This is a genomic window from Pseudomonas sp. RP-B7 (assembly GCF_059803535.1).
In genome coordinates, this window is the sequence record NZ_JAPFHC010000008.1 from 156345 (window position 1) to 181655 (window position 25311).

At 61.3% G+C, this 25311-nt stretch carries 21 protein-coding genes; 13 read left to right on the forward strand and 8 right to left on the reverse strand.

Going from position 1 to position 25311, the window contains the following annotated elements:
- Nucleotides 1-81: 81 nt before the first annotated feature.
- Nucleotides 82-2016, reverse strand: coding sequence for a BCCT family transporter (locus OPU96_RS10480; RefSeq protein WP_226454820.1), 1935 nt, complete (start codon nucleotides 2014-2016; stop codon nucleotides 82-84).
- A 380-nt stretch (nucleotides 2017-2396) separates the two neighbouring features.
- On the opposite strand from OPU96_RS10480, the gene betI reads away from it, so the two are divergent.
- The 10 genes from betI (at nucleotide 2397) to yccS (ending at nucleotide 17175) form a co-directional block, all read left to right on the forward strand.
- A complete protein-coding gene (gene betI, locus OPU96_RS10485; protein ID WP_015886274.1) occupies nucleotides 2397-2990 on the forward strand; it encodes a transcriptional regulator BetI in 594 nt (197 codons plus the stop codon).
- Nucleotides 2991-3081: 91 nt separating this feature from the next.
- Nucleotides 3082-4554 carry a betaine-aldehyde dehydrogenase gene (gene betB, locus OPU96_RS10490; protein WP_226454521.1) on the forward strand — a complete coding sequence of 491 codons (1473 nt, stop codon included), beginning with the start codon at nucleotides 3082-3084 and terminating at the stop codon, nucleotides 4552-4554.
- A gap of 134 nt (nucleotides 4555-4688) precedes the next feature.
- Nucleotides 4689-6392: a choline dehydrogenase gene (betA, locus tag OPU96_RS10495; RefSeq protein ID WP_226454522.1), complete on the forward strand. Its 1704-nt coding sequence runs from the start codon at nucleotides 4689-4691 to the stop codon at nucleotides 6390-6392.
- A 215-nt stretch (nucleotides 6393-6607) separates the two neighbouring features.
- Nucleotides 6608-8050 carry a TldD/PmbA family protein gene (locus OPU96_RS10500; protein WP_498559059.1) on the forward strand — a complete coding sequence of 481 codons (1443 nt, stop codon included), beginning with the start codon at nucleotides 6608-6610 and terminating at the stop codon, nucleotides 8048-8050.
- Nucleotides 8050-9366: a TldD/PmbA family protein gene (locus tag OPU96_RS10505; protein ID WP_498559060.1), complete on the forward strand. Its 1317-nt coding sequence runs from the start codon at nucleotides 8050-8052 to the stop codon at nucleotides 9364-9366. Before OPU96_RS10500 ends, OPU96_RS10505 begins: the two co-directional genes overlap by 1 nt.
- A gap of 290 nt (nucleotides 9367-9656) precedes the next feature.
- Nucleotides 9657-10505 (forward strand): alpha/beta fold hydrolase, encoded by an 849-nt coding sequence (locus OPU96_RS10510; RefSeq protein WP_192299902.1) that lies wholly within the window; start codon nucleotides 9657-9659, stop codon nucleotides 10503-10505.
- 37 nt (nucleotides 10506-10542) lie between these two features.
- Nucleotides 10543-11970: a multidrug transporter subunit MdtD gene (mdtD, locus tag OPU96_RS10515; RefSeq protein WP_226454525.1), complete on the forward strand. Its 1428-nt coding sequence runs from the start codon at nucleotides 10543-10545 to the stop codon at nucleotides 11968-11970.
- A 130-nt stretch (nucleotides 11971-12100) separates the two neighbouring features.
- The gene (gene dbpA / locus OPU96_RS10520; RefSeq protein ID WP_230412671.1) at nucleotides 12101-13438 is read left to right on the forward strand and encodes an ATP-dependent RNA helicase DbpA; all 1338 of its coding nucleotides are present in this window, start codon (nucleotides 12101-12103) and stop codon (nucleotides 13436-13438) included.
- Between the two features lie 159 nt (nucleotides 13439-13597).
- Nucleotides 13598-14776: a BaiN/RdsA family NAD(P)/FAD-dependent oxidoreductase gene (locus tag OPU96_RS10525; RefSeq protein ID WP_192299905.1), complete on the forward strand. Its 1179-nt coding sequence runs from the start codon at nucleotides 13598-13600 to the stop codon at nucleotides 14774-14776.
- A gap of 215 nt (nucleotides 14777-14991) precedes the next feature.
- Nucleotides 14992-17175: a YccS family putative transporter gene (gene yccS, locus OPU96_RS10530; protein WP_192299906.1), complete on the forward strand. Its 2184-nt coding sequence runs from the start codon at nucleotides 14992-14994 to the stop codon at nucleotides 17173-17175.
- Nucleotides 17176-17279: 104 nt separating this feature from the next.
- Here the strand turns inward: yccS and OPU96_RS10535 are convergent, their stop codons facing one another.
- The gene (locus tag OPU96_RS10535) at nucleotides 17280-18017 is read right to left on the reverse strand and encodes a substrate-binding periplasmic protein (RefSeq protein WP_226454527.1); all 738 of its coding nucleotides are present in this window, start codon (nucleotides 18015-18017) and stop codon (nucleotides 17280-17282) included.
- A gap of 177 nt (nucleotides 18018-18194) precedes the next feature.
- Between OPU96_RS10535 and OPU96_RS10540 the strand changes: the two genes are divergently transcribed.
- Entirely contained in the window at nucleotides 18195-18647 is a 453-nt protein-coding gene (locus OPU96_RS10540; RefSeq protein WP_498559061.1) for a GNAT family N-acetyltransferase, read from the forward strand.
- A gap of 44 nt (nucleotides 18648-18691) precedes the next feature.
- Here the strand turns inward: OPU96_RS10540 and OPU96_RS10545 are convergent, their stop codons facing one another.
- Genes OPU96_RS10545 through OPU96_RS10555 form a run of 3 tightly spaced genes read right to left on the reverse strand, consistent with a single transcriptional unit; the run spans nucleotide 18692 to nucleotide 21653 of the window.
- The gene (locus OPU96_RS10545) at nucleotides 18692-18988 is read right to left on the reverse strand and encodes a winged helix-turn-helix domain-containing protein (protein WP_192299909.1); all 297 of its coding nucleotides are present in this window, start codon (nucleotides 18986-18988) and stop codon (nucleotides 18692-18694) included.
- A gap of 19 nt (nucleotides 18989-19007) precedes the next feature.
- Nucleotides 19008-19508 (reverse strand): M48 metallopeptidase family protein, encoded by a 501-nt coding sequence (locus OPU96_RS10550; protein WP_017735682.1) that lies wholly within the window; start codon nucleotides 19506-19508, stop codon nucleotides 19008-19010.
- A gap of 42 nt (nucleotides 19509-19550) precedes the next feature.
- Nucleotides 19551-21653, reverse strand: coding sequence for a putative bifunctional diguanylate cyclase/phosphodiesterase (locus OPU96_RS10555; protein ID WP_226454529.1), 2103 nt, complete (start codon nucleotides 21651-21653; stop codon nucleotides 19551-19553).
- Between the two features lie 312 nt (nucleotides 21654-21965).
- Between OPU96_RS10555 and OPU96_RS10560 the strand changes: the two genes are divergently transcribed.
- On the forward strand, nucleotides 21966-22631 hold the full coding sequence (locus OPU96_RS10560; RefSeq protein WP_226454530.1) for a polysaccharide lyase family 7 protein: 666 nt from the start codon (nucleotides 21966-21968) through the stop codon (nucleotides 22629-22631).
- Nucleotides 22632-22864: 233 nt separating this feature from the next.
- Complete coding sequence (locus tag OPU96_RS10565; protein ID WP_498559062.1) at nucleotides 22865-23293, forward strand: hypothetical protein; 429 nt, start codon at nucleotides 22865-22867, stop codon at nucleotides 23291-23293.
- Nucleotides 23294-23350: 57 nt separating this feature from the next.
- Here the strand turns inward: OPU96_RS10565 and fba are convergent, their stop codons facing one another.
- The 3 genes from fba to OPU96_RS10580 form a co-directional block, all read right to left on the reverse strand.
- Nucleotides 23351-24415 (reverse strand): class II fructose-bisphosphate aldolase, encoded by a 1065-nt coding sequence (gene fba, locus OPU96_RS10570; RefSeq protein ID WP_192299913.1) that lies wholly within the window; start codon nucleotides 24413-24415, stop codon nucleotides 23351-23353.
- 276 nt (nucleotides 24416-24691) lie between these two features.
- Nucleotides 24692-25024: an MliC family protein gene (locus OPU96_RS10575; RefSeq protein WP_498559063.1), complete on the reverse strand. Its 333-nt coding sequence runs from the start codon at nucleotides 25022-25024 to the stop codon at nucleotides 24692-24694.
- Between the two features lie 47 nt (nucleotides 25025-25071).
- Nucleotides 25072-25299, reverse strand: a complete 228-nt coding sequence (locus tag OPU96_RS10580) for a hypothetical protein (protein ID WP_192299915.1) — start codon at nucleotides 25297-25299, stop codon at nucleotides 25072-25074.
- Between the last annotated feature and the right edge of the window lie 12 nt (nucleotides 25300-25311).

Below are 25311 nucleotides of genomic sequence, written 5' to 3' on the forward strand. Positions count from 1 at the left end.
TGACGCACCGCATTCGCGAGCAAGCCCGCTCCCACATTCAGACCCAGCAGTGTCAGTGAGGACACTGCCAGGCTTCAACTATCAGCTATAGACCCGGCCAAGGAGCTGCCGATGGCTTTCAAACTGATCGAGCACGTCCCGGGTGATCTGTTCCTGGGCAAAGCCCATCAGGTCATATTCCTGAGGCCCGTTGTGCAGGTACACCTCAGCGCGGTAGTAGCGGGTGCGCTCTTCTTCAGGCAAGTCGGTCGAGGCCGACGAGTAAGCATCCAGGCTCACTTCGTAGACAAACGGGTTGCCCTCTTCCATCTCGATGCGCACACCAATGCAGCGCTTGGATTTGCCAAGCAAGGTCTGCACTTGCAAGCCCTGCTCACGCAATGCCACGGCGGCTTCTTCCAACGCCGGCGTTACGTGCTTGTCCATGAAACGCTGCACCGTGCCCTGGCTCGGTTGCAGGTCCAGCGCGGTCAACCGCTCGCTGAAACCACGACGGCCACGCTCGGCCAATTGCGCCTGCTCCTGTTCGATGGCCACGTCCTGGCGCATGGCCTTGTGCAGACCGAACATAAAGAACACCAGCACCACCGAGAACGGCAGCCCCGCCAGCACCACCATGGTTTGCATGGCTTCGAAGTTACCCGCGAACAACAGGCCGATGGTCACCAGGGTGATCACCGCCGACCAGAAGATCCGCAGCCAGTGCGGCGCGTCTTCATCCACATTGCCGCCTTTGCACGACAGGTTGGCCATCATCACCGCGCCGGAATCCGCCGGGGTCAGGAACAGCACAAAGCCCACAAAGATCGACACACCGATGACGATTTTCGACGCCGGGTAATGCTCCAGCAGTTGATAGATGGCCATCGACGGTTGTTCCAGCGCCGTCTTGCCCAACTCCACCGCACCGTGGTTCAGCACCAGGTCCAGCGCCGAGTTGCCAAAGATCGACAGCCACGCCAGGGTGAAGCCCAGCGGGATCAACAGCACGCCCGCCACCAGTTCACGCACCGAGCGACCACGGGAAATGCGCGCGATGAACATGCCTACGAACGGCGCCCAGGAAATCCACCAGGCCCAGTAGAACAGGGTCCACAGGCCCATCCAGCGTTCGGTCTTGTCGGCGTCGCCTTCGTAGACGTAGAGGTCGAAGGTTTTCAGCACCAGGCCGTTCATGTAGTCGCCGATGTTCTGCACGAAGCCGTTGAGCAGGTGCAGGGTCGGGCCGAACAGCAGCACAAAGATCAGCAAGCCACTGAACAGCACGATATTGAGGTTGGACAGGCGGCGAATGCCGTTCTCCACACCCGACACGGCAGCGATGGTCGCCACGGTGCTCATCACGATGATCACGATCAGCAGGTTGGTGTTGTTGTGCGCCATGCCGAACAGGTTTTCCAACCCGGACGACACTTGCATCGCACCAATCCCCAGGTTGGTCACCAGGCCCAGCAGCGTCACGAACATGCCGAAACCGTCCACCGCGTGACCGGCCGCGCCCTTCACCCAACGCTCGCCGACCAGCGGGTACAGCGCCGAACGCAAGGCCAGCGGCTGGTTATGGCGATACGCGAAGTACGCCACGGCCAGGCCGACCAAGGCGTAGATCGCCCAACCGTGCAAGCCCCAGTGCAGGAAGGTCAGTTGCAGCGCCTGGCGTGCAGCCATGTTGCTGGCGGCCGCGCCTTCAGGCGGGTTGAAGTAGTGGTCCAGCGGCTCCGAGGCGCCGAAGTACAGCAGCGAGATGCCGATACCCGACGAGAACAGCATGCCGGCCCAGGCGCCGTAGCTGAAGTCCGGGGTGTCGTCCTTGCTGCCCAGTTTCAATTTGCCGTAGGAAGAAAACGCCAGGCCCACTACAAACACCAGGTAGGCGGCGATGACCACCATGTAATACCAGCCGAAGCTTTTCGACAGCCAGGCTTGTGCGACGCCGAGCATGCGCCCGGCCTCCTGCGGGGCGATGATCAGGATGGCAGTCAACAACAGAATCAACGCGGTGGAGGTGTAGAACACCCAACCGTTGACCCGCACCTTTTCCGGCGGGGTCTTTATAAGAGAGGCAGAACTCATGGCGCAGATGCTCCGGGCAGTGCGAAAGAGAAACACAAGGCAGCGGTTATCCCGGGACATCGCTTTATGGGCAGGCGACGGACGGGTGTTATAAAGACACCCCGAAAACCCTTGGCCCCCTACCGGACAGGTAGACAGGGCGTTTCAAGGGTTTTTGCAGGTGTCATTTGTCGCGGCTCTCAGGCAGGAAACTTCTGTAGGCAGCGACCATTTGTCGCAGATCTTATTCTTTGTTGATTGAACGTTCAATCAAAACAAAATAGACTGGCCATCAAGCCGACGGACGTTTATCGCCAGTCGGCAGGCCTAAGGAGAGGTGCTACATGCCCAAGGTCGGTATGCAACCCATACGCCGCCAGCAATTGATCGAAGCCACCTTGACGGCCATCGATCAGGTCGGGATGGGAGATGCCAGCATTGCGCTGATCGCCCGTTTGGCCGGCGTCTCGAACGGCATCATCAGTCACTACTTCAAGGACAAGAACGGCCTTATTGCAGCGACGATGCGCTACTTGATGAACGCGCTGATCGACAACGTCCACGAACGCAGGCTCGCGCTGACGGACGACAGCCCACGGGCACACCTTCAGGTGATCATCGAGGGCAACTTCGACGCCAGCCAGGTCAACGGCCCGGCAATGAAAACCTGGTTGGCCTTCTGGGCCACCAGCATGCACCACCCGTCATTGCACAGGTTGCAGCGGATCAACGATCAACGTCTGTATTCCAACCTGTGCTGCCAGTTCCGCCGAGTGCTGCCGCTGCCGCACGCACGCAAAGCAGCCCGAGGCCTGGCGGCCCTGATCGACGGTTTGTGGTTGCGCGGCGCCCTGTCGGGAGACGCTTTCGACACGGCGCAGGCGCAACGGATCGCTTACGAATACATGGATTTCCAATTGGCCAAGCAGGTGAGTTAGAGCACACATAGACGCTCAACCCCTGAACGCTGCCGCACCGGCCTACGGTGCGGTGGTCAACGCCAACCACTTATGCACTTGCGAGGACTTTATGGCCCGTTTCGAACTGCAAAAACTCTACATTGACGGCGGCTACAGCGACGCTGGCAGCGATGCCACCTTCGAAGCCATCAACCCGGCTAACGGTGAAGTTCTCGCCCAAGTGCAACGCGCGACGAAAGACGACGTTGAACGTGCCGTGGTCAGCGCCGAAAAAGGCCAGAAAATCTGGGCCGCGATGACCGCCATGGAGCGTTCGCGCATCCTGCGTCGTGCCGTCGACATCCTGCGCGAGCGCAACGACGAACTGGCCGCCCTGGAAACCCTGGACACTGGTAAAGCATTCTCCGAAACCAAGTACGTCGACATCGTCACCGGCGCCGACGTGCTGGAATACTACGCAGGCCTGGTGCCCGCCATCGAAGGCGAGCAGATCCCGCTGCGCGACACTTCCTTCGTCTACACCCGCCGCGAGCCGCTGGGCGTGGTGGCGGGTATCGGCGCGTGGAACTACCCGATCCAGATCGCCCTGTGGAAATCCGCACCGGCCCTGGCCGCCGGTAACGCGATGATCTTCAAGCCAAGCGAAGTCACCTCGCTGACCACCCTGAAACTGGCCGAGATCTACACCGAAGCCGGCGTTCCAGCGGGCGTGTTCAACGTATTGACCGGCAGCGGCCGTGAAGTCGGCACCTGGCTGACCGAGCACCCGCGCATCGAGAAAGTCTCGTTCACCGGCGGCACCGACACCGGCAAGAAAGTCATGGCCAGCGCGTCGAGCTCCTCGCTCAAAGACGTGACCATGGAACTGGGCGGCAAGTCCCCGCTGATCATCTTTGACGACGCCGACCTCGACCGCGCCGCCGACACCGCGATGATGGCCAACTTCTACAGCTCCGGTCAGGTGTGCACCAACGGCACCCGCGTGTTCGTGCCCAAGCACCTGCAAGCGGCGTTCGAAGCCAAGATCGTCGAGCGTGTCGCGCGCATTCGCGTGGGCAACCCGGAAGACGAAAACACCAACTTCGGCCCACTGGTCAGCTTTGCCCACATGGAAAGCGTGCTGGGCTACATCGCCAAGGGCAAAGAGCAAGGCGCACGCCTGCTGTGCGGCGGCGAGCGCCTGACCGACGGCGACTTCGCCAAAGGCGCCTTCGTGGCCCCGACCGTGTTCACCGACTGCACCGACGACATGGTCATCGTGCGTGAAGAAATCTTCGGTCCAGTCATGGCGATCCTGACCTACGAAACCGAAGAAGAAGTGATCCGCCGCGCCAACGACACCGACTTCGGCCTGGCCGCCGGCCTGGTGACCAAGGACCTGAACCGCGCCCACCGCGTGATTCATCAGCTGGAAGCGGGTATCTGCTGGATCAACGCCTGGGGCGAGTCCGACGCGAAGATGCCGGTGGGCGGCTACAAGCAATCCGGTGTGGGCCGTGAGAACGGCATCAGCTCGCTGAACAACTTCACCCGCATCAAATCGGTACAGGTCGAGCTGGGCGATTACGCCTCGGTGTTCTAACACCCGAGCCTTGTATTGCCTGTGAGTGCCCTGTCGCAGGCAAGCCAGCTCCCACACTTGGAATGCGTTCCCCTGTGGGAGCGGGCTTGCCCGCGATGAGGCCCGACCTGACCATCTCCAAAGAGGGTGCATTTATGTCCCAAGAATACGACTACATCATCGTGGGTGCCGGCTCCGCCGGTAACACCCTGGCGACCCGTCTGACCGAAGACGAAGGCGTCACCGTCCTGCTGCTGGAAGCCGGCGGCCCGGACTACCGTTTCGATTTCCGTACGCAAATGCCAGCCGCGCTGGCGTTCCCACTGCAAGGCCGCCGCTACAACTGGGCCTACGAAACCGATCCAGAGCCACACATGGATGGCCGCCGCATGGAATGTGGTCGCGGCAAGGGCCTGGGTGGTTCTTCCCTGATCAACGGCATGTGCTACATCCGTGGCAATGCCATGGACTACGACAATTGGTCGAAGCTGCCTGGCCTGGAAGACTGGACCTACCTCGACTGCCTGCCGTATTTCCGCAAGGCCGAAACCCGCGACATCGGTCCTAACGACTGGCACGGCGGCGATGGCCCGGTCAGCGTGACCACGCCAAAGGCCGGCAACAACCCGCTGTTCCACGCCATGGTCGAAGCCGGCGTGCAGGCCGGTTACCCGCGTACCGAAGACTTGAACGGCTACCAGCAAGAAGGCTTCGGCCCGATGGACCGTACCGTCACGCCTAAAGGCCGTCGCGCCAGCACCGCACGCGGTTACCTGGACACCGCCAAGAAGCGTTCGACGCTGACCATCGTCACCCACGCCCTCACCGACAAAGTGTTGTTCGAAGGCAAGCGTGCGGTCGGCGTGCGTTACCTGATCGGTGCCGCCGAAGAACGCGTCGAAGCCCGCGCCCGTAAGGAAGTGCTGGTATGCAGCGGTGCGATCGCTTCGCCGCAACTGCTGCAACGCTCCGGTGTCGGCCCGGCCAAACTGCTGGAAAGCCTCGACATCCCGGTGGTCCACGACCTGCCCGGCGTCGGCGAGAACCTGCAGGACCACCTTGAGCTGTACCTGCAATACGCGTGCACCCAACCCGTGTCGCTGTACCCGTCGCTGCTCTGGTACAACCAGCCGGCGATCGGTGCCGAGTGGCTGTTCAACGGCACCGGCATCGGCGCCAGCAACCAGTTCGAAGCGGGCGGGTTTATCCGTACCCGTGAAGAATTCGAGTGGCCGAACATCCAGTACCACTTCCTACCGGTGGCGATTAACTACAACGGCAGCAACGGTGTGAAAGAACACGGTTTCCAGGCGCACATGGGGTCCATGCGTTCGCCGAGCCGTGGGCGCATCCAGCTGAAGTCGAAGAACCCGCGCGACTACCCGAGCATCCTCTTCAACTACATGGCCACCGAACAGGACTGGCAGGAATTTCGCGACGGCATTCGCCTGACCCGTGAAATCATGCAACAGCCGGCCCTGGACCCGTACCGTGGCCGCGAAATCAGCCCGGGCATCGACGTGCAAACCGATGAACAGCTCGACAAGTTCATCCGCGAGCACGCCGAGACTGCGTTCCACCCGTCCTGCTCGTGCAAGATGGGCACCGACGAGATGGCAGTCGTGGACGGCGAAGGCCGTGTACACGGCATGCAAGGTCTGCGTGTGGTGGATGCGTCGATCATGCCGATCATCACCACTGGCAACCTGAACGCGCCGACGATCATGATCGCCGAGAAAATCGCCGACAAGATCCGTGGCCGCCAGCCGCTGCCACGCAGCACTGCCGACTACTACGTGGCCGGCGATGCGCCAGTGCGTGGCAAGCCGCTGCGTGAAGTGGGCCCTACCGCGCAGTAACTGAGACACCGCGTCGCCTGTATCGCAGGCAAGCCAGCTCCCACAGTTGACCGAGTTCGTCTAAATAACTCGATCACCTGTGGGAGCCGGGCTTGCCCGCGATGAGGCCCGACCAGACACCACAAAACCACCCGCCTACACTTTCCTTGATCAGCTCCCAGCCCAGGCCTACTCTGTCCGCCTGCCCGCGACGAGCCGCCCACAAGGAAGGCCCCATGTTCGATAAACACTCCATCCTCAAACAGCACTTCAGTGCCCTGCGCTCCTGCGCCGAATTCTTCTCCCTGCGCTACGTGCGCGAATCCGGCCACTACCTGGCCGTGCGCAAGAACGTCGCCGAACCGCCGCACCTGAACCACGACGAGGGCGCCATGCTCACCGTGCGCGTCAACGGTGTGGAAGCCTACGCCGCGACCAACGACATTTCCCTCGCCGGCCTGCAAGCCGCCCTTGAGCGCGCCGAACAGCAAGCCCGGCAGATCGCTGCCCACGCCCTGCTCGACCTGCGCGACCAGCCGGTGTCCAGCGACGTGGCCGACTACCTGTCGCCCGATCTCGAGCAAGCCTTCCCGTCCCTGAGCGACTGCTACCAACTGCTCGGCGATGAATCCGCTGCGGTGCCCAAAGACGAGCGCCTGGTGAACTGGGAAGTCAGCCTGGGCCTGACCCACGTCGAGCAGATCTACCTCAACACTGCCGGCGCCGAACTGCGCCTGGCCCAACGCTTCGTGTTCCCCGGCGTCAACGTCACCGCCTACGACGGCCACGACAGCCAGACCCGCACCCTGGGCGGCAGCAACTTCGGCCAGCAAGGCGGCTTTGGCGTGATCAGCCGCTTCGGCCTGGTCGGCGCCGCGCCGCGCATTGCCGATGAAGCCCTGCAACTGCTGCTCGCGCCAAATACGCCCAATGGCCCGCGCGACCTGCTGTTGATGCCTGACCAGATGATTTTGCAAATCCACGAATCCATCGGCCACCCACTGGAACTGGACCGCATCCTTGGCGACGAGCGCAATTACGCCGGCACCAGTTTTGTGAAGGCCAGCGACTTCGGCCATCTGCAATACGGCTCACCGCTGCTCAACGTGACCTTCGACCCGCAGATCCCCGAGCAACTCGCCAGCTACGGCCATGACGACGACGGCACCGCCGCCAGCAAGCAATTCCTGATCCGCGAAGGGTTGTTGCTCAAGCCGCTGGGCGGTGCGTTGTCGCAATTCCGTGCGGGCATGCAAGGCGTGGCCAACAGCCGCGCCAGCAGCTGGAACCGCGCGCCCATCGACCGCATGGCCAACCTGAATATCGAGGCGGGTGACAAGAGCCTGTCGCAGATGATTGGCGGCATCGAAAACGGCATCCTGATGTCGACCAACCGTTCATGGTCCATCGACGATGCGCGCAACAAATTCCAGTTCGGCTGCGAATGGGGCCAACTGATCGAAAACGGCGAGCTCAAGGGCGTGGTGAAAAACCCCAACTACCGGGCAATTTCCGCGCAGTTCTGGCGCAACCTCAGCGCCGTCGGCGATGCCAGCACCTTCAAGGTGTTGGGTACGCCGAACTGCGGCAAAGGCGAACCCAACCAGGTGATCCGCGTCGGCCATGCGTCGCCGGCCTGTGTGTTCAGTGATGTCGATGTATTTGGGGGAGATGCCTGATGAACGACTTCAAGGCACTGGTGGAATGGCTCAAGCAGGCCATCACCGACAACGAACAGTTTCATTTGGGCTACGCCGCCGAAGCGTCCGAGTTCGTACGTTTCAACCACGCCAAGGTGCGCCAGGCCGGGCAGGTGCAGCAGGCCAGCGTCACGCTCAAGCTGATCAACGCTGACCGCCACGCCGACCTGAACATCACCCTCGCCGGTGCACCGCAACTGGACCGCCAGCGCCTCGCCGATGGCTTGCAACAGTTGCGCGAAACCCTGCCGCTGCTGCCGCCAGACCCGTACCTGCTGCTGAACCACAACGCCTGGCAAAGCCGCAACGAACAGGCACAGCCATTGCCAGCGCTGGCCCAGGTGCTGGACGACATCAGCCGCGCCGCCGACGGCGTGGACCTGGTTGGCTTCTACGCCGCCGGCCCGATCAGCCGTGGTTTTGCCAGCTCTTCGGGGGCGTTCGGCTGGCACCAGGCCAATAGCTTCAACTTCGACTTCAGCCTGTTCCACGCCAATGGCGAAGCGGTGAAAGCCAGCTACGCCGGGCACACCTGGGACAGCAAAGCGTTTGCCGCACGCTTGCAACAGGCCCGCGAGCAACTCGAGTTCCTTGGCCGCCCACTGCACAAACTGACACCGGGGCAGTACCGCGCCTACCTCGCTCCGGCGGCCATGGAAGAAATCATCAGCATCATCACTTGGGGCGGTTTTTCCGCCCAGGCCATCGCCAGCAAAAGCAGTTCGCTGCAAAAACTGTATGCCGGGGAACAATCCCTGAGCCCGCTGGTGACGGTGGATGAGCGCATCAGCGGCTCCCTGAGCGAAGCGTTTTCCAGCGAAGGCTATCCGCGGGGCGATGTCACGCTGATCAACGCGGGCCAGGCCGCAGGCGAGCTGATCAACTCGCGCAGCGCCGCCGAGTACGGCCTGAGCACCAACGGCGCAAGCCGTGACGAAGCGCCGAGCGCCTTGCAGATGGCGGCGGGCAACCTGGCCCAGGCCGACATCCTCAAGAGGTTGGGCACCGGTTTGTACATCAGCAACCTGTGGTACTTGAACTACTCCGACCTGCCGGCGGCGCGCCTGACCGGCATGACGCGCTTTGCGACGTTCTGGGTAGAGGACGGCGAGATCAAGGCGCCGGTGAGTACCATGCGCTTTGATGACAGTGTGTACAGCTTGCTCGGTTCGCAGTTGGAGGCGCTGACGGCGGAGCGGGAGTTGCTGCTGTCGCCGAGCACTTACAGCCAGCGCAATACCTCATCCAACCTGCTCCCGGGCGCCTTGGTCAAACGCCTGACCTTGACCCTCTAAACACAACACCCCCCCTGTGGGGTGCGGGCTTGTGTGGGAGCGGGCTTGCTCGCGAATACGGTGGGTCAGTCAACTCATTCAGTGACTGACACACTGCTTTCGCGAGCAAGCCCGCTCCCACACAAGCCCACTCTCACATTGCACTGTGCAGGTTTCTGATACCTCGCTTCGCACCGTCCTACCGCAAAATCCCATCTCGCACTTGTTCCCCCGTGCTCTGTTGTCCCCTGCAAAAAACCTCGCTATAACGGTTAGTGGCATACCGCCACCCACAGGAAGTGAGCGTTGACATGGACCACGGAAGTTTCGTCATCAACAAGCTGTTCAAGCACTACAACGTTCACGTTGAGCAACTGGGCAACGACCCGCAGAAAGACACCGTATTGATGGTCAATGGCGCGCTGTCCACCACCCGCTCGTTCGCCCGCACCAGCAAGTGCCTGGCCGAGCATTTCAATGTGTTGTTGTTCGACCTGCCCTTCTCGGGCTATTCCCGCGAACACAACACCGACCTGGATCTGGTGACCAAGGACGATGAAGTCCAGATGCTGCGCGCCCTGGTGGAGCGTTTCGAGGTCAACCATCTGGTGTCGGCCTCCTGGGGCGGCATCTCCACGCTGCTGACCCTGGCGCACAACCCGCCATCGATCAAAAGCTCGGTGGTGATGGCCCTGGCGCCAGACCTCAACAGGGCGATGCTCGATTACGTGGAGCGCGTGCGCGTGCTGATCGAGGCGGATGACAAGTCCGCCGTCGGCCATCTGCTCAACGAGACGGTGGGCAAATACCTGTCGCCCCGGCTCAAGCGCAATAACCATCGGCACCTGTCGACCATGGCCACCACCGAATACCGCCAGGCGCGCTTTCATATTCATCAGGTGCTGGCGCTGGGCGATGGCAATTACCTGCCGGAACTCAAGAAGATTGAAACGCCGGTGCACTTCATCAACGGCGCGCTGGATGAATACACGCCGGCCGCCGAGGCGCAGGTATTCAAGCAGTATGTGGGGCGCAGCAGCTTTGCCGTGGCCGAACATACCGGGCACTTGCTCGACCTCGAATCCAGTGAGGCCGCCGCGGCGGTGCACCGTGAACTGCTGGATTTCCTGGTGGGAAAACGCACGACGGATGGCGCATAATCGCCGACACATAGCCTGCTAACAAAAAGGGTTTTCTATGCCGAATCGCGTCCCGCTCGATGCCAAGACCGCCCGCTGGCTCCCCTGGGTGGTGGCGATTGCCTTCTTCATGCAATCGCTGGACGGGACGATTCTGAACACGGCACTGCCGGCCATGGCCCGGGACCTGGCGGAAAACCCACTGCGCATGCAAGGCGTGGTGATCGCCTACATGCTCACCGTCGCCTTGCTGATCCCGGCCTCGGGCTGGATCGCCGACCGCTTCGGCACCAAGAAAATCTTCTTTGGCGCGATCATGCTGTTCAGCATCGGTTCGCTGCTGTGCGCGTTGTCCAGCAGCCTGAGCATGCTGGTGGGCGCGCGGGTCATCCAGGGCTTGGGCGGTGCGTTGATGCTGCCGGTCGGGCGACTGGTGGTACTGCGCGCCTACCCGCGTTCCGAACTGGTGCGGATCATGGGCTTTATCACCATCCCCGGCCTGCTTGGCCCGCTGCTCGGCCCGACCATGGGCGGCTGGATGGTGCAATACCTGACGTGGCACTGGATCTTTTTGATCAACCTGCCGGTGGGCATGATCGGTTGCTACGCCGTGTGGAAATTCATCCCCGACCTGCGCGGCAGCGAGCGCACTCGCTTTGATAGCCTGGGTTTCTTGCTGTTTGGCGCGGCAATGGTGCTGATCACCATCGCCATGGAAGGCCTGGGCGAACTGCACCTGCCGCACCTGCGGGTGATGTTGCTGCTGTTCAGCGGGCTGGCGTGCCTGGCGGCGTACTGGCTGCGCGCCGGGCATATCGATAACCCGTTGTTCTCGCCGGTGCTGTTCAAGACGCGCACCTTTGCGGTGGGCATCCTCGGCAACTTGTTTGCGCGCCTGGGCAGCGGCGCGCTGCCGTTCCTGGTGCCGCTGCTGTTGCAGGTGGCGCTGGGCTATTCGCCGTCGGAAGCCGGGATGAGCATGTTGCCGCTGGCGGCGGCGGCGATGTTTGCCAAGTCCATCGCGCGGCCGTTGATCGAGCGTGTGGGCTACCGCATCGTGCTGACCGGCAACACCCTGGCGCTGGGCATCATGCTGGCGAGCATGGGGCTGGTCACGGAACACACGCCCTACCCTTTGTTGCTGGGCATGCTGGCGGTGCTGGGGGCAATCAACTCGCTGCAATTCACCGCGATGAACACCGTCACCCTGATCGACCTCGACGACGCCCAGGCCAGCAGCGGCAACAGTTTGCTGTCGGTCGTGGCGCAATTGTCCCTCAGCCTTGGCGTGGCCTGCGCCGGTGCATTGCTCGGCGGGTTCACCGCAGAAACCGGTAACGATGGCGTGGAAAGCGTGCTCGGCGCGTTCCAGCTGACCTTCCTCACCGTAGGCATCATGGCGATGCTGGCGGCGGCGATCTTCCTGCAATTATCGCCAAAAGACGGCAAACGGCTGGCCAGCCCGGAGCAGCACATCGAGCATTAAGTGGCGTCTCGTCTAGAACTTGCGGGGAAAATCCCACAGGGCTGGTACACTGCGCGACATTTTGTTTTGCAGAGCCAGTCCCGTGACTACCATCGCCACCGCTTTTAATACTTTGCCGCTGTCCGCCGCCATGCTGGCTAACCTCGACTCGCTGGGTTATGTCGAGATGACGCAGATCCAGGCGCAAAGCTTGCCGGTGATCCTCAAGGGGCTGGACCTGATCGCACAGGCCAAGACCGGCAGCGGCAAGACTGCCGCCTTCGGCATCGGCCTGTTGAACCCGATCAACCCGCGTTACTTCGGCTGCCAGGCGCTGGTGATGTGCCCGACCCGTGAGCTGGCCGACCAGGTCGCCAAGGAAATCCGTCGCCTGGCCCGTGCCGAAGACAATATCAAGGTCCTGACCCTGTGCGGTGGCGTGTCCCTCGGCCCGCAGATCGCCTCCCTGGAACACGGCGCCCACGTTATCGTCGGCACTCCGGGCCGGATCCAGCAGCACCTGCGCAAGGGTTCGCTGGTGCTGGATGGCTTGAATACGCTGATCCTCGACGAAGCCGACCGCATGCTCGACATGGGCTTCTACGATGCCATCGAAGACATCATCAGCAAGACCCCGGCACGCCGCCAGACCCTGCTGTTCTCGGCCACCTACCCGGTAAGCATCAAGCAGTTGGCCTCCAAGTTCATGCGCGCGCCGCAGCAAGTGAAGGCCGAAGCGTTCCACTCCGACGATCAGATCGAACAGCGTTTCTTCGAGATCTCCCCAGAAGAACGCATGGACGCGGTGACCAAAGTCCTGGCGCACTTCCGCCCGGCTTCGTGCGTGGCGTTCTGCTTTACCAAGCAGCAAGTGCAGGAAACCGTGGATCACCTGACGTCCAAGGGCATTTCCGCCGTTGGCCTGCATGGCGACCTGGAACAGCGCGACCGCGACCAGGTATTGGCGATGTTCGCCAACCGCAGCACCTCGGTGCTGGTAGCGACCGACGTCGCCGCCCGTGGCCTGGACATCGACTCGCTGGACATGGTGATCAACGTCGAACTGGCCCGTGACTCGGAAATCCACATCCACCGCGTCGGCCGTACCGGCCGTGCCGGTGAGACCGGGATTGCGATCAGCCTGGTGGCGCCGTCCGAAGCGCACCGCGCCCAGGCTATCGAGCAGTTGCAGAAGTCGCCGTTGAACTGGGACCAACTGGACAACCTCAAGCCGCAAAGTGGTGGGCCGTTGCTGCCAGTCATGAGCACCCTGTGCATCGCCGCTGGCCGTAAAGACAAAGTGCGTCCGGGTGACATCCTCGGTGCACTGACGGGTGAAGCCGGGATTCCGGGGGCCCAGGTCGGCAAGATCGCGATTTTCGACTTCCAGGCCTTTGTGGCCGTGGAACGCGGCATCGCCAAGCAGGCGTTGCAGCGTTTGAATGACGGCAAGATCAAGGGCCGTTCGTTGCGCGTGCGCATCCTGTAAAGCTTTCACGCCATACAGAGATCAAAATGTGGGAGCGGGCTTGCTCGCGAATGCGGTGGACCAGTCAACTTATTCAGTGGCTGACACACCGCATTCGCGAGCAAGCCCGCTCCCACATTGGACTGTATTTCAAATCAGCACTTGTATGAGGACACCGTTTTGCGCTCGACCGAAGTTGTGATCATTGGCGCCGGCGCCGCAGGCTTGATGTGCGCACTGACCGCCGCCGGGCGCGGGCGCAAGGTGATGCTGATCGACCATGCCAACAAGGCCGGCAAGAAGATCCTGATGTCCGGCGGTGGCCGCTGCAATTTCACCAACCTGTACACCGAGCCGGCCAACTTCCTCTCGCACAATGCGCACTTCTGCAAATCCGCCCTGGCGCGCTACACCCAATGGGATTTCATCGGGCTGGTGGCCAAGCACGGCGTGCCGTACCACGAGAAAAAACTCGGCCAGCTGTTCTGCGATAACAAGTCCAGCGACATCCTCGGCATGCTGCTCGACGAATGCATCCAGACCGGCGTCAGCCTGCACCTGGACACCTCCATCCAGGAGATCGCCAAAGTCGACAGCGGCTACCAATTGCAGACCACCCTCGGCGAACTGCGCTGCGAGTCCCTGGTGATCGCCACCGGCGGCCTGTCGATTCCAACCTTGGGCGCCACCGGCTTTGGCTACCAGGTGGCCAGGCAATTCGGCCACGAACTGCTGCCGACCCGCGCCGGGCTGGTGCCATTCACCATCACCGACCAGCTCAAGGACTTGTGCGGCGAGTTGTCCGGCACCTCGGTGGACTGCCTGGTCAGCTGCAACGACCAAAGCTTTCGCGAGAACATCCTGTTTACCCACCGCGGCCTGAGCGGCCCGGCGATCTTGCAGATTTCCTCGTATTGGGAACCCGGCGACACCGTGGAGATTAACCTGCTGCCCGACCACGACGCCCACACCTGGCTGCAACAGCAACAGGCCGAGCGTGCGAACAGCGAGCTGAAAACCCTGCTGGGCGAGATCTTCACCAAGAAGATGGCCAACCTGCTGGCGGAAACCTGGTTTGTGTCCAAGCCGATGAAGCAGTACACCCATGCCGAGATTGCCGACATCGCGCAGAAACTCGGCAGCTGGCAGTTGGTGCCAGCCGGCACCGAGGGCTATCGCACGGCCGAGGTAACGCTGGGCGGGGTGGATACGCGGGAGGTTTCGTCCAAGACCATGGAATCCCTGAAAAGCCCTGGGCTGTACTTTATCGGTGAAGTGCTGGATGTGACCGGTCACTTGGGCGGGTTCAACTTCCAGTGGGCGTGGGCTTCGGGCTACGCCGCCGCGCAATACGCCTGACACCACGGTTTCAACCTTTGAAAGGCAATCCCTTGTGGGAGCTGGCTTGCCTGCGATAGCGGTGGTGGATTCACCACCGCTATCGCAGGCAAGCCAGCTCCCACAGGGTTATGGGGTGTTGCTGAAATAATTGCGAGTAGATGTGATCACGACCCTTGCCGTGGCGTCACTGATGCGCCAACTTAACGGCATCGTCCCGGAAGACTCCAGCCTTCATGTCATCGACCTCGTTCAAGCAGTCCCTGCGCCGCCTGTGGGCACTGGATAAATTCAGCTACAGCATCCGGGTGTTCATCGCCCTCACCGGCAGTATGGCGCTGTGCTGGTATCAGGATGAGATGACCCTGCTGATCCCACTGTTCCTGGGGATTATCGCCAGTGCCCTGGCCGAGACCGACGACAGCTGGCAAGGCCGCCTCAACGCCCTGGCAGTGACGCTGGTGTGTTTCAGCATTGCCGCGCTATCCGTGGAGTTGCTGTTCCCCTACCCGTGGATTTTCGCGATTTCCCTGGCCCTGGCCACCTTCTGCCTGACCATGCTCGGCGCCCTGGGCGAACGCTACGGGGCGATTGCCTCGGCGACGCTGATCCTGTCGGTGTACACCATGATCGGTGTGGACCAGCGCGGTGGCGCGGTCTCGGACTTCTGGCATGAGCCGCTGCTGCTGGTGGCCGGTGCGGCCTGGTATGGCGCGTTGTCGGTGCTGTGGCAGGCGCTGTTTTCCAACCAGCCGGTGCAGCAGAGCCTGGCGCGGTTGTTCCGCGAACTGGGGCGCTACCTCAAGCTCAAATCGTCGCTGTTCGAACCGATCCGCCAGCTGGATGTGGAAGCGCGCCGCCTGGAACTGGCCCAGCAAAACGGCCGGGTGGTCGCCGCGCTGAATGCCGCGAAGGAAATCATCCTGCACCGCGTGGGCAATGGCCGACCGGGTTCGAAGGTCAGTCGCTACCTCAAGCTGTACTTCCTCGCCCAGGACATCCACGAACGCGCCAGCTCGTCGCACTACCCCTACAACGCCCTGGCCGAAGCCTTTTTCCACAGTGACGTGCTGTTCCGCTGCCAGCGCCTGCTGCGCCAGCAAGGCAAGGCCTGCCAGGCCTTGGCCGAGTCGATCCAACTGCGCCAGCCGTTCATCTATGACGCCAGCTTCGCCGAAGCCCTGGGTGACCTGAACGCATCCCTGGAACACCTGCGCATCCAGAGCAACCCGGCCTGGCGCGGCCTGTTGCGTTCGTTGCGGGCGCTGGCGGCCAACCTGTCCACACTGGACCGCCTGCTCGGCGACGCGAGCAACCCCGATAGCCTGGCCGACGCCACCGACAGCAACCTGCTCGACCGTGCCCCGCGCAACCTCAAGGAAATGTGGACGCGCCTGCGCACGCAGATGACGCCGACCTCGTTGCTGTTCCGCCATGCGCTGCGCCTGTCCCTGGCGCTGACCGTCGGCTACGGCATGCTGCATGCGATCCACGCCTCGCAAGGCTACTGGATCATCCTCACCACACTGTTCGTGTGCCAGCCGAACTACGGCGCCACGCGGCGCAAGCTCGGCCAGCGGATCATCGGCACCGCCATCGGCCTGACCGTGGCCTGGGCGCTGTTTGATCTGTTCCCCAGCCCGCTGGTGCAGTCGATGTTCGCCATCGCCGCCGGCCTGGTGTTCTTTATCAACCGCACCACCCGCTACACCCTGGCCACGGCGGCGATCACCCTGATGGTGCTGTTCTGCTTCAACCAGGTGGGCGACGGCTACGGGCTGTTCCTGCCGCGCCTGTTCGATACCTTGCTTGGCAGCCTGATCGCCGGCCTGGCGGTATTCCTGTTCCTGCCGGACTGGCAAGGTCGACGCCTGAACAAGGTGCTGGCCAATACCCTGACCTGCAACAGCATCTACCTGCGCCAGATCATGCAGCAGTACGCCGCCGGCAAGAGCGACGACCTCGCCTATCGCCTGGCCCGGCGCAACGCGCACAACGCCGATGCGGCGCTGTCCACCACCCTGGCGAACATGCTGATGGAGCCGGGGCACTTCCGCAAGGAAGCCGATGTGGGCTTTCGCTTCCTGGTGCTGTCACACACCTTGCTCAGCTACTTGTCGGGGCTGGGGGCGCACCGCGAAACGCAGTTGCCGGCCGAGGTGCGCGAGCATCTGATCGACGGCGCCGGCAAGACATTGGCGGCGAGCATCGATGAAATCGCCACGGGGCTGGCGAACAAGCAGCCGATTGCGATTCAGAGTGATGCCGAGGAAGCATTGGCGGCGGAGCTGGAGCAGATGCCGGATGAGATTGATGAGGGGCAGCGATTGGTGCAGACGCAGTTGGCGTTGATTTGTCGGCAGTTGGGGCCGTTGCGGACTCTGGCGGCGCATTTGATCAAAGAGACTGGCGAGGCTTAAATCGCTTTCGCGAGCAAGCCCGCTCCCACATTTGACCGCATTCCAAATGATGTACGCGTTTCAATGTGGGAGCGGGCTTGCTCGCGAAGAGGCCCTTCCAGACACTACATCCCATGCGCCTTCATCAACCGCGCATAACTGCCATCATCCTTCATCCGGGCAATCTCCCGATCAAAACTGGCAACGATCTGCGCGTGTTCGGGGTTCTTCAGGCTTACCAGGATATGCAGGCTGTTTTCACTCAACGGTGTGGGTAGAAACTCCACCGCATTGCGCACCTTGGGCGACTCTCGTGCCAGGTAATAGCGCGCCACATATTCATCCTCCACCGTCAGCCGTACCCGTTGCGCCGCCAGCATGCGCACGGCCATGGCGAAGCTGTGCACCGGGACTTTCTGCAACTGCGCATCGCCGTCGAACGCTGCGGAGTAGGCATAGCCGCGCACCACCGCGATGGGGTACGCGTGCAATTGCTCAAGGTTGTTGAACTCGATAGGGTCGTCGCGTCGCTTGATGAAACGCACGCGGTTGAGCAGGTACTCGCCGGAAAACTGGCCCAGCCGGGTACGGGCATCGTCGTACCAGGCGTTGACCAGCACGTCGTAGCGCCCGTCACCCACGCCCATCAGCGCACGGGCCCAGGGCACCTGCTCGAAATCACTGGCGTAGCCGGCACGGGCCAAGGCCGTGCTGACGATGTCGGTGGCCAAGCCGCCATTGATCAAGGTGGCATCGGTAAAGGGAGGCCAGGCATCCGCCACCAAGCGTAAACGCTGTGCGAACGCCGGCTGGGCCAGCAACAACACTCCAATCAAAGCAACGGCACGAAACAATCGCGGCATGCTCAACATCCTTGGCGGGCCCAGAGGTTCTAACAGTAGCTCAAGATTACACAAAGAAACGGGCGGCGAATGCACCCAATGATGGCAAATTGATTTCACTCACAAAAAATAGCTGATTTAGACACAATCGCTCGTCGCGCTTACTATCCAGAACACCTACTGATAAGAGATTTCGCCATGACAGTCGATTGGGTCTGCAAACATCACACCGACCTGGGCAAGGAGCAGTTGTACGCGATCCTGCGCCTGCGTGGCGAGGTGTTCGTCGTCGAGCAAAAGTGCGTCTACCAAGACATCGACGGGCAGGATCTGGAAGGCGACACCCACCACCTGATGGCCTGGCAGGATGACCAGTTGGTGGCCTACCTGCGCCTGCTGGACCCGGAGTCCCAGGGCGGCGATGTGGTCATCGGCCGGGTGATCGTGGCGCCGGTGGCGCGGGGCACCGGGTTGGGCCACCAGATGATGGAAGAGACGCTCAAGCGGATTGCCGACATCTGGCCCGAGACGCCGATCTTTCTGTCGGCCCAGGCCCATTTGCAGGGGTATTACGGGCGGTATGGGTTTGTGGTGGCGGGAGAGGAATATCTGGAGGATGACATTCCACATATTGGTATGCGGCGCTCCTGAGGGCCCCATCGCTGCGATAACGCCAGCCCCTTCACCACAAAACTTCAGGGATACCCCAACACCTGTTTCACCGAAGCCAGATTCCCCGCAATCCACCCCCGATCAATCGCCCCCCAGCTGCGGATCCGATACTGCCCCGCATGATTGCGCGCCCCGTCTTCCTGCTCGAATTCACACACGATGTCCAAGTCGGCCAACGCCGCAATCGTGTCCTGCGCCGTGCGCCGGGGCATGCCGGTGACGTCGGTCAATGCAGGCACATTGCTCGCCAGCCCGCTGTCGATCAGGTACGCCACGTACAGGCGGCGGTAGAAGCTGCTCTTGGTTTTGCTCACATCCATGGTCGGTCGCCTTATGCGGTCAGGGCTTGCCTTGCAGGTCGCGATACGTGAGGTACACCCGCAGGTCGAATTCCACCTGATGGTAGCCCGGCATCATGTAGTCGCAGAGTTTGTAGAACGCCTTGTTGTGGTCCGATTCCTTGAAGTGCGCCAGTTCGTGAACGACGATCATGCGCAGGAACTCCGGCGCCGCGTCCTTGAACAGCGCCGCGATGCGGATTTCTTTCTTGGATTTGAGATTGCCGCCCTGCACCCGTGAAATCGTCGTATGCAGGCCGAGGGCGCGGTGGGTCAGGTCCAGGCGGTTGTCGAACAGCACTTTGTCGATGGCAGGCGCGTTGCGCAGGTGTTCCTGCTTCAAGGCCAGGGCGTAGGCGTACAGGGCCTTGTCGCTCTGCACGGCGTGACGTTCAGGGTAGCGCTGCTCAAGGTAGGCGCCCAACTGGTCCTTGGCGATCAGTTGGCGCACTTGCTCCTGGAGCGCAGCGGGATAGGCCTGGAGGTATTTCAGCGCGGTCATGGGGTCTGCAACAGGGTTCGAATGGCCGCCAGTGTAACGAATTCAGACCTGCCGAGGGTGCGGCCAGCTGGCGACTTCGTCGGCCATCAGCGGTTGCGCAATCAGCGGGCCCTGGGCAAACGCGCAACCATTGGACTTGAGCCAATCCGCCTGCGCCTGGGTGGCCACCCCTTCGGCAACCACCAGCACATCAAAGTGCCCGCACAGTTCGATGATGCTGCGCGCCATCGCCGCATCCCGGGTCGATCCCGGCAGACGGGCGACCAGTTGCGGGTCGAGCTTGAGGGTGTCGAACTCAAGGTCACGCAGATGGGCCAGGGAACAATGGCCGCAACCAAAGTCATCCAGCGCGATGCGCACCCCGATCTGGCGCAGCAGCTTGAGTTGCTTGGCCGACTCTTCCAGGTTGCTGGTCAGGCAGTCTTCGCTGATCTCCACTTCCAGCTGGCGCCCCTGCAATCCATGGCGCTCTACCACCTGCTGCAACTGGGCGGCGAGGTTGGGCATATTGAACTGGTTGCCGCTCAGGCTGACGCTCAGCACCAACTCCGGGTCAAACGTTTGCCAGGCCTGGCGCTGGGCGGCGACTTGCTGGTAGATCCAGGCGCTCAACTGGCTGATCAACCGCGCCTCTTCCAGCAGCGGCAAAAACAGCCCTGGCGGCACATCACCGACACTGGGGTGCTGCCAGCGCAACAACGCCTCGACGCCACGTAAACGCCCGTCCAGCAGTGAAACCTGGGGTTGGTACACCAGTGTGAAATCTCTGTTCTCGATGGCCGTGCGCACGCTGTCTTCCAGCATCAGGCGTGAGCGGGCGCGGCCGTTCATGTCTTGATCGTAATAGCGATACTGCTGACGCCCGGCGCGCTTGGCTTCGTACATGGCGATGTCGGCTGCACGCAACAGGCCGCTCAAGTCCGCGCCGCAGTCGGGGAACGTCGCGATGCCGATGCTCACGCCAAGCATCACATCCAGGCCGTCAACCTGCTGGCAGATCGACACGCGCTCGATGAGTTTTTCTGCAATCTTCGCCGCTTGCTCGGGGAATTCCAGCTCCAGCAGCGCGGTGAATTCGTCGCCCCCCATGCGCCCCAGAATGTCGTAGGAGCGCAGGCATGCCTGCATCTGTTCCGAGACCCAACGCAATACACGATCCCCCGCATCATGGCCAAGGGAGTCGTTGACCCGCTTGAAGCCATCGAGGTCCAGGTACAGCAGCACCAGCGCGTTCTCGTTGCGTTCGCTGCGCAGCAACGTGCTTTCCACCGCCTGGTAGAAGCCGCGCCGGTTCAGCAGGCCGGTCAACGGGTCGGTCACCGCCTGGAACTCCAGCTGCTGATGCAGGTGGCGCACTTCGGACATGTCCAGCACCGTCACCACCATGGCCTTCTGCTCGGCGGGCAATGGCGCGCTGGACAAGGCCACCGCCACCTGCTGGCCGCGACTGGTGCGCAAAATGGCGTCGTGCTGGCGCCACGTCTCACCTTTGCAGTACGCCTCATACATGGGGAAGCTCAGCCAGGCGGGCACGTGGGGCTTTTGCAGGAAGCTTAGGAAGCTCTCGCCCTGCAACTCGAGCATCGTGGCGTTCAACAACCGCGAAATCGCCGGGTTGGCGTACTGGATCACACTGCCCTCGCCCACCACCAGAATGCCCTCGGCGGCGTTGTCCAACACCGAGGCATTAAAGGCGCGGGCGGACTCCAGGTCATGACTCAGGCGCTGCAAGGCCCGGCGGTTGCGCTGGTGTTCCAGCAACGCCTGGACCTTGGGCTTGAGGATATGCGGGTCAAACGGTTTGAACAGGTAGTCGATCGCCCCGCTGGCATAACCTTCCTGCACGGCGGCGGGCGACTGCGCATTGGCGGTGAGAAAAATAATCGGGGTCATGCGCGTGCGCTGGCTGCCACGCATCAGCCGCGCCACTTCAAAACCGTCCATGCCGGGCATGCGCACGTCCAGCAAGACCAGGTCGACTTCGTGGGCCAACAGTAATTCCAGCGCTTCCATGCCGGACGCGGCGGTCATCACCCGCCAATCTTCACGCTGCAAAAGCGCACGCATGCTGATGAGGTTTTCCGGGTAGTCGTCGACCACCAAAAGAACCGAACTGCCATCGCCGTTGTGTGGAGCGCAATCCATGCTGCTTCTCTTCCTTAAGGTGCAATTCCGGTCATTTTTGAGAGAAAACCCGGACAAACCCTGAGACGTCACTCTAGACCCGGTTCCTGAAAATCAGAAGTGACGTGGATGCCATGATAGACGCAAAGTTCAGTCAGCCGACTAACGGTCAACCGCTACAGCCCGCGGTTCATGGGAAACATGGCTTTTTGACATTTCGCTGACGCCAATAAGTTGCCAACCAGTGTTTAACAACCGGACAAGCACCGCCTATAAAGAACTTGTCTGGCCTCCGGGCCAAAGCTTTCACCCCTCTGTAAAAAGGCCTACGCCATGATCGACCTCTCTACCTGGAACCTGAGCATCCCTGTCGGCTCCCCACCTGCGACCATCGATACGCCAAAGCTGATGAGCGGCTTTAACGATCAATACTTCCAGGCCGAAGGCAGCAACGTGCAGTTTTGGACCCCCGTGACCGGCACCCGCACCGAAAACGCCATCTACCCACGCAGCGAACTGCGCGAAACCTACGCCGATGGGCGCTTGCGCAACTGGACCTACCCGGATGCGGACAACTTCCTGCGCGCGACCCTGGCGGTCAATCAAGTGCCATCCTCGGGCAAGATCGTGATCGGGCAGATTCACGCCTACGACAGCCAGAAACCGCTGATCAAGCTGGAGTATCAATTCAAGGAGAAGACCCAGACCGGCAACATCGTCGCCAAAGTGCGCATGCGCCCGGATGAGGATGAAGGGCGGGTAGTGATCGTCGCTTCGAATGTGCCGCTGGAGAAGAGCTTCACCTACGTGATCAATCTGAATAAGGCAGGGTTGCTCAGCGTGTATGCCGCGGATGGCGAGTGGAACGAACGCATTGGTGCGGCGTGGGGGGCGAAGCCGTTGTATTTCAAGGCGGGGGCGTATGTGCAGGACAACAGTGGAGATAGCAAGGAAGGCGCGAAGGTGACCTTTGCAAAGTTGGATATTGATCACGACTGAACACCGACACCCTGTCAGCACGGTTTTTTTCATTCTTCAGCACACTGGGGAATGGAAAAAACCATCGATATAGCCAACTCCTATAAAACACTGTCAAGTTTCACAGGTGGAGGGCACATCAACTCCCTTTAGACTTGGCACACGGCACCGCACTCAGATCACAACGTCGGACGCAGTTGAGTGACTGAGCCAGAGATTGTCCTGCCGATAGCCACGTTACCCCGGAGTAGTTGATGCCCAGCTTAATTACTATTGCTCAAGCTCCTGTCTCTGGATTTTCATCGGGCAACCAACCCAAAATATATAACGCGGTACCGCCTGGGAGTTTTTTCACCGGCCCTCAGACTTTGCCGGTAGTCAGCATCAATATCAGGTATCTCGTCCTCTATCACCTGCTCGACGTAGACACCCGGATCAATGACACGGTGACCTATTACTTGTACCCGGTTCCCTCTGCCGGTTTCCCCACGGTGACTGTTATCACCACCCTGCTGACCCCTGCCCTCTTGCAGGCATTCATTACCAATAAACGCGAGCACTACGAGGCGGAGGTACGGTTCAAATTCGGCTTACCTGGTATCTACGATATTTATTTCGAACAGACAAACGCATCCGGAACTTACACTGTCATCTCGCAGAATCTACGTTTCACTGTTGTTTGAATCAGCAGGCACGAAAAAGCCCGCATCGCTGCGGGCTTCTTTTCAAACGCTCGGGGCTTAGTTGACCTTGGCGTTCAACTCACCTTTCAAATACCGCTGGTACATCGCTTCCAACGAGATCGGCTTGATCTTCGAAGCATTACCGGCAGTACCAAACGCTTCATAACGCGCGATACACACATCACGCATCGCAGTCACCGTGGCGCCAAAGAACTTACGCGGGTCGAACTCGCTCGGGTTGGTGGCCATCAGGCGACGCATCGCACCGGTGGACGCCAAACGCAGGTCGGTGTCGATGTTGACCTTGCGCACGCCGTGCTTGATGCCTTCGACGATTTCTTCAACCGGTACGCCGTAGGTTTCTTTGATGTCGCCGCCGTACTGGTTGATGATCGCCAGCCATTCTTGCGGCACCGAGGAAGAACCGTGCATCACCAGGTGGGTGTTGGGGATGCGCTTGTGGATTTCCTTGATGCGGTCGATAGCCAGCACATCGCCGGTAGGTGGCTTGGTGAACTTGTAGGCGCCGTGGCTGGTGCCGATGGCGATGGCCAGGGCGTCAACTTGGGTCTTTTTCACGAAGTCAGCGGCTTCTTCCGGGTCGGTCAGCATCTGGCTGTGATCCAGCACGCCTTCGGCGCCGATGCCGTCTTCTTCGCCGGCCATGCCGGTTTCCAGGGAACCCAGGCAGCCCAACTCGCCTTCAACCGACACGCCGCAGGCGTGGGCCATGGCGACGGTTTGTTGAGTAACGCGTACGTTGTACTCGTAGTCGGTCGGGGTCTTGCCGTCTTCGCCGAGGGAGCCGTCCATCATCACCGAGCTGAAGCCCAGTTGGATGGAGCGCTGGCACACGTCAGGGCTGGTGCCGTGGTCCTGGTGCATGCACACCGGGATGTGCGGGAATTCTTCGATCGCGGCAAGGATCAGGTGACGCAGGAACGGCGCGCCGGCGTATTTGCGGGCACCGGCCGAAGCCTGGACGATCACGGGGGAGTCGGTCTTGTCAGCGGCTTCCATGATGGCGCGCATCTGCTCAAGGTTGTTGACGTTAAAGGCTGGGACGCCGTAGCCGTATTCGGCTGCGTGGTCCAGCATTTGACGCATGCTGATAAGTGCCATTGTGTTGTCTCTCCCGGTCGAGGGTCGTTAATCGTGCAAGCCTGCCGTAGCGGCGGCTGCTATTCAAGTTATTGCCGGTCAGGGTTTGCATGCCTGGCCTGCTGAATCGTTATTGCTGATTGGATTTAACCAATCTGAAGTTGAAACGGGGTCAATGTGGGAGCTGGCTTGCCTGCGATGGCGGTGTAGCAGATGCCGAATTCGCCAGCTGGCCCACCGCCATCGCGGGCAAGCCCGCTCCCACATTTGGATCTCATTTGTCTTGAGATCGAGTTCTTACTGGGCGTTGCAGCCACGGCCGATCAAATCGTCGGTGGCGACCCAGTAAACCAGGCCTTCCTCACCTTTTGTGTGAAACGCCAATTGGTCGTTGGCGTACAGCGCACCCGAGGCGGCGACGTCTTGCTTGAGGCGGTAGACCTGGTCAGAACCGCCGAGGCGTACGTCCACCTCACTGCGGGCTGCATTGGCAAAGCGCCAGTTGACCTCGGCCTTGCTGTCGCAGGTCCAGGTGGTCCACTTGTCGGCAGGCTCTGCCTTGTTGAACATGTTCATGCTGCTGCAGCCGGCCAACAGGGCCAGGGCTGCCAGGGCGAAAACGCCTTTCATTGCCAATCCTCGTGAGGCGACCAACGGCCGCCAATTGATCAGACCCGTCAAGGACAACCCTGTTCCTGACCGTTGGGCGCAGCGTCGTATTTCTCCAGCCGTTCATTGCCGATGCGCTTGTTGATCACCGGCATGGTCTCGGCTTGCCAGTCAGCCTGGTAGCAGCTTTTTTTCGGCTGCGCCCCAGGCGTTCCGGCCTCGGACGCCGCGTTCGGCGTGCTGCCGCAGCCGGCCAACAGGCCCGCTGCGATCACCAGTGCCAACGTCTTGATCATGGGAATGCTCCT

What these genes read in the sequence shown, in the direction of transcription:
- betI (WP_015886274.1), top strand. Translation starts at nt 2,397, where the DNA reads ATGCCCAAGGTCGGTATGCAACCCATACGCCGCCAGCAATTGATCGAA.
- betB (WP_226454521.1), top strand. Translation starts at nt 3,082, where the DNA reads ATGGCCCGTTTCGAACTGCAAAAACTCTACATTGACGGCGGCTACAGC.
- betA (WP_226454522.1), top strand. Translation starts at nt 4,689, where the DNA reads ATGTCCCAAGAATACGACTACATCATCGTGGGTGCCGGCTCCGCCGGT.
- OPU96_RS10500 (WP_498559059.1), top strand. Translation starts at nt 6,608, where the DNA reads ATGTTCGATAAACACTCCATCCTCAAACAGCACTTCAGTGCCCTGCGC.
- OPU96_RS10505 (WP_498559060.1), top strand. Translation starts at nt 8,050, where the DNA reads ATGAACGACTTCAAGGCACTGGTGGAATGGCTCAAGCAGGCCATCACC.
- OPU96_RS10510 (WP_192299902.1), top strand. Translation starts at nt 9,657, where the DNA reads ATGGACCACGGAAGTTTCGTCATCAACAAGCTGTTCAAGCACTACAAC.
- mdtD (WP_226454525.1), top strand. Translation starts at nt 10,543, where the DNA reads ATGCCGAATCGCGTCCCGCTCGATGCCAAGACCGCCCGCTGGCTCCCC.
- dbpA (WP_230412671.1), top strand. Translation starts at nt 12,101, where the DNA reads ATGCTGGCTAACCTCGACTCGCTGGGTTATGTCGAGATGACGCAGATC.
- yccS (WP_192299906.1), top strand. Translation starts at nt 14,992, where the DNA reads ATGTCATCGACCTCGTTCAAGCAGTCCCTGCGCCGCCTGTGGGCACTG.
- OPU96_RS10535 (WP_226454527.1), bottom strand. Translation starts at nt 18,017, where the DNA reads ATGCCGCGATTGTTTCGTGCCGTTGCTTTGATTGGAGTGTTGTTGCTG.
- OPU96_RS10540 (WP_498559061.1), top strand. Translation starts at nt 18,195, where the DNA reads ATGACAGTCGATTGGGTCTGCAAACATCACACCGACCTGGGCAAGGAG.
- OPU96_RS10545 (WP_192299909.1), bottom strand. Translation starts at nt 18,988, where the DNA reads ATGGATGTGAGCAAAACCAAGAGCAGCTTCTACCGCCGCCTGTACGTG.
- OPU96_RS10550 (WP_017735682.1), bottom strand. Translation starts at nt 19,508, where the DNA reads ATGACCGCGCTGAAATACCTCCAGGCCTATCCCGCTGCGCTCCAGGAG.
- OPU96_RS10555 (WP_226454529.1), bottom strand. Translation starts at nt 21,653, where the DNA reads ATGGATTGCGCTCCACACAACGGCGATGGCAGTTCGGTTCTTTTGGTG.
- OPU96_RS10560 (WP_226454530.1), top strand. Translation starts at nt 21,966, where the DNA reads ATGATCGACCTCTCTACCTGGAACCTGAGCATCCCTGTCGGCTCCCCA.
- OPU96_RS10565 (WP_498559062.1), top strand. Translation starts at nt 22,865, where the DNA reads ATGCCCAGCTTAATTACTATTGCTCAAGCTCCTGTCTCTGGATTTTCA.
- fba (WP_192299913.1), bottom strand. Translation starts at nt 24,415, where the DNA reads ATGGCACTTATCAGCATGCGTCAAATGCTGGACCACGCAGCCGAATAC.
- OPU96_RS10575 (WP_498559063.1), bottom strand. Translation starts at nt 25,024, where the DNA reads ATGAAAGGCGTTTTCGCCCTGGCAGCCCTGGCCCTGTTGGCCGGCTGC.
- OPU96_RS10580 (WP_192299915.1), bottom strand. Translation starts at nt 25,299, where the DNA reads ATGATCAAGACGTTGGCACTGGTGATCGCAGCGGGCCTGTTGGCCGGC.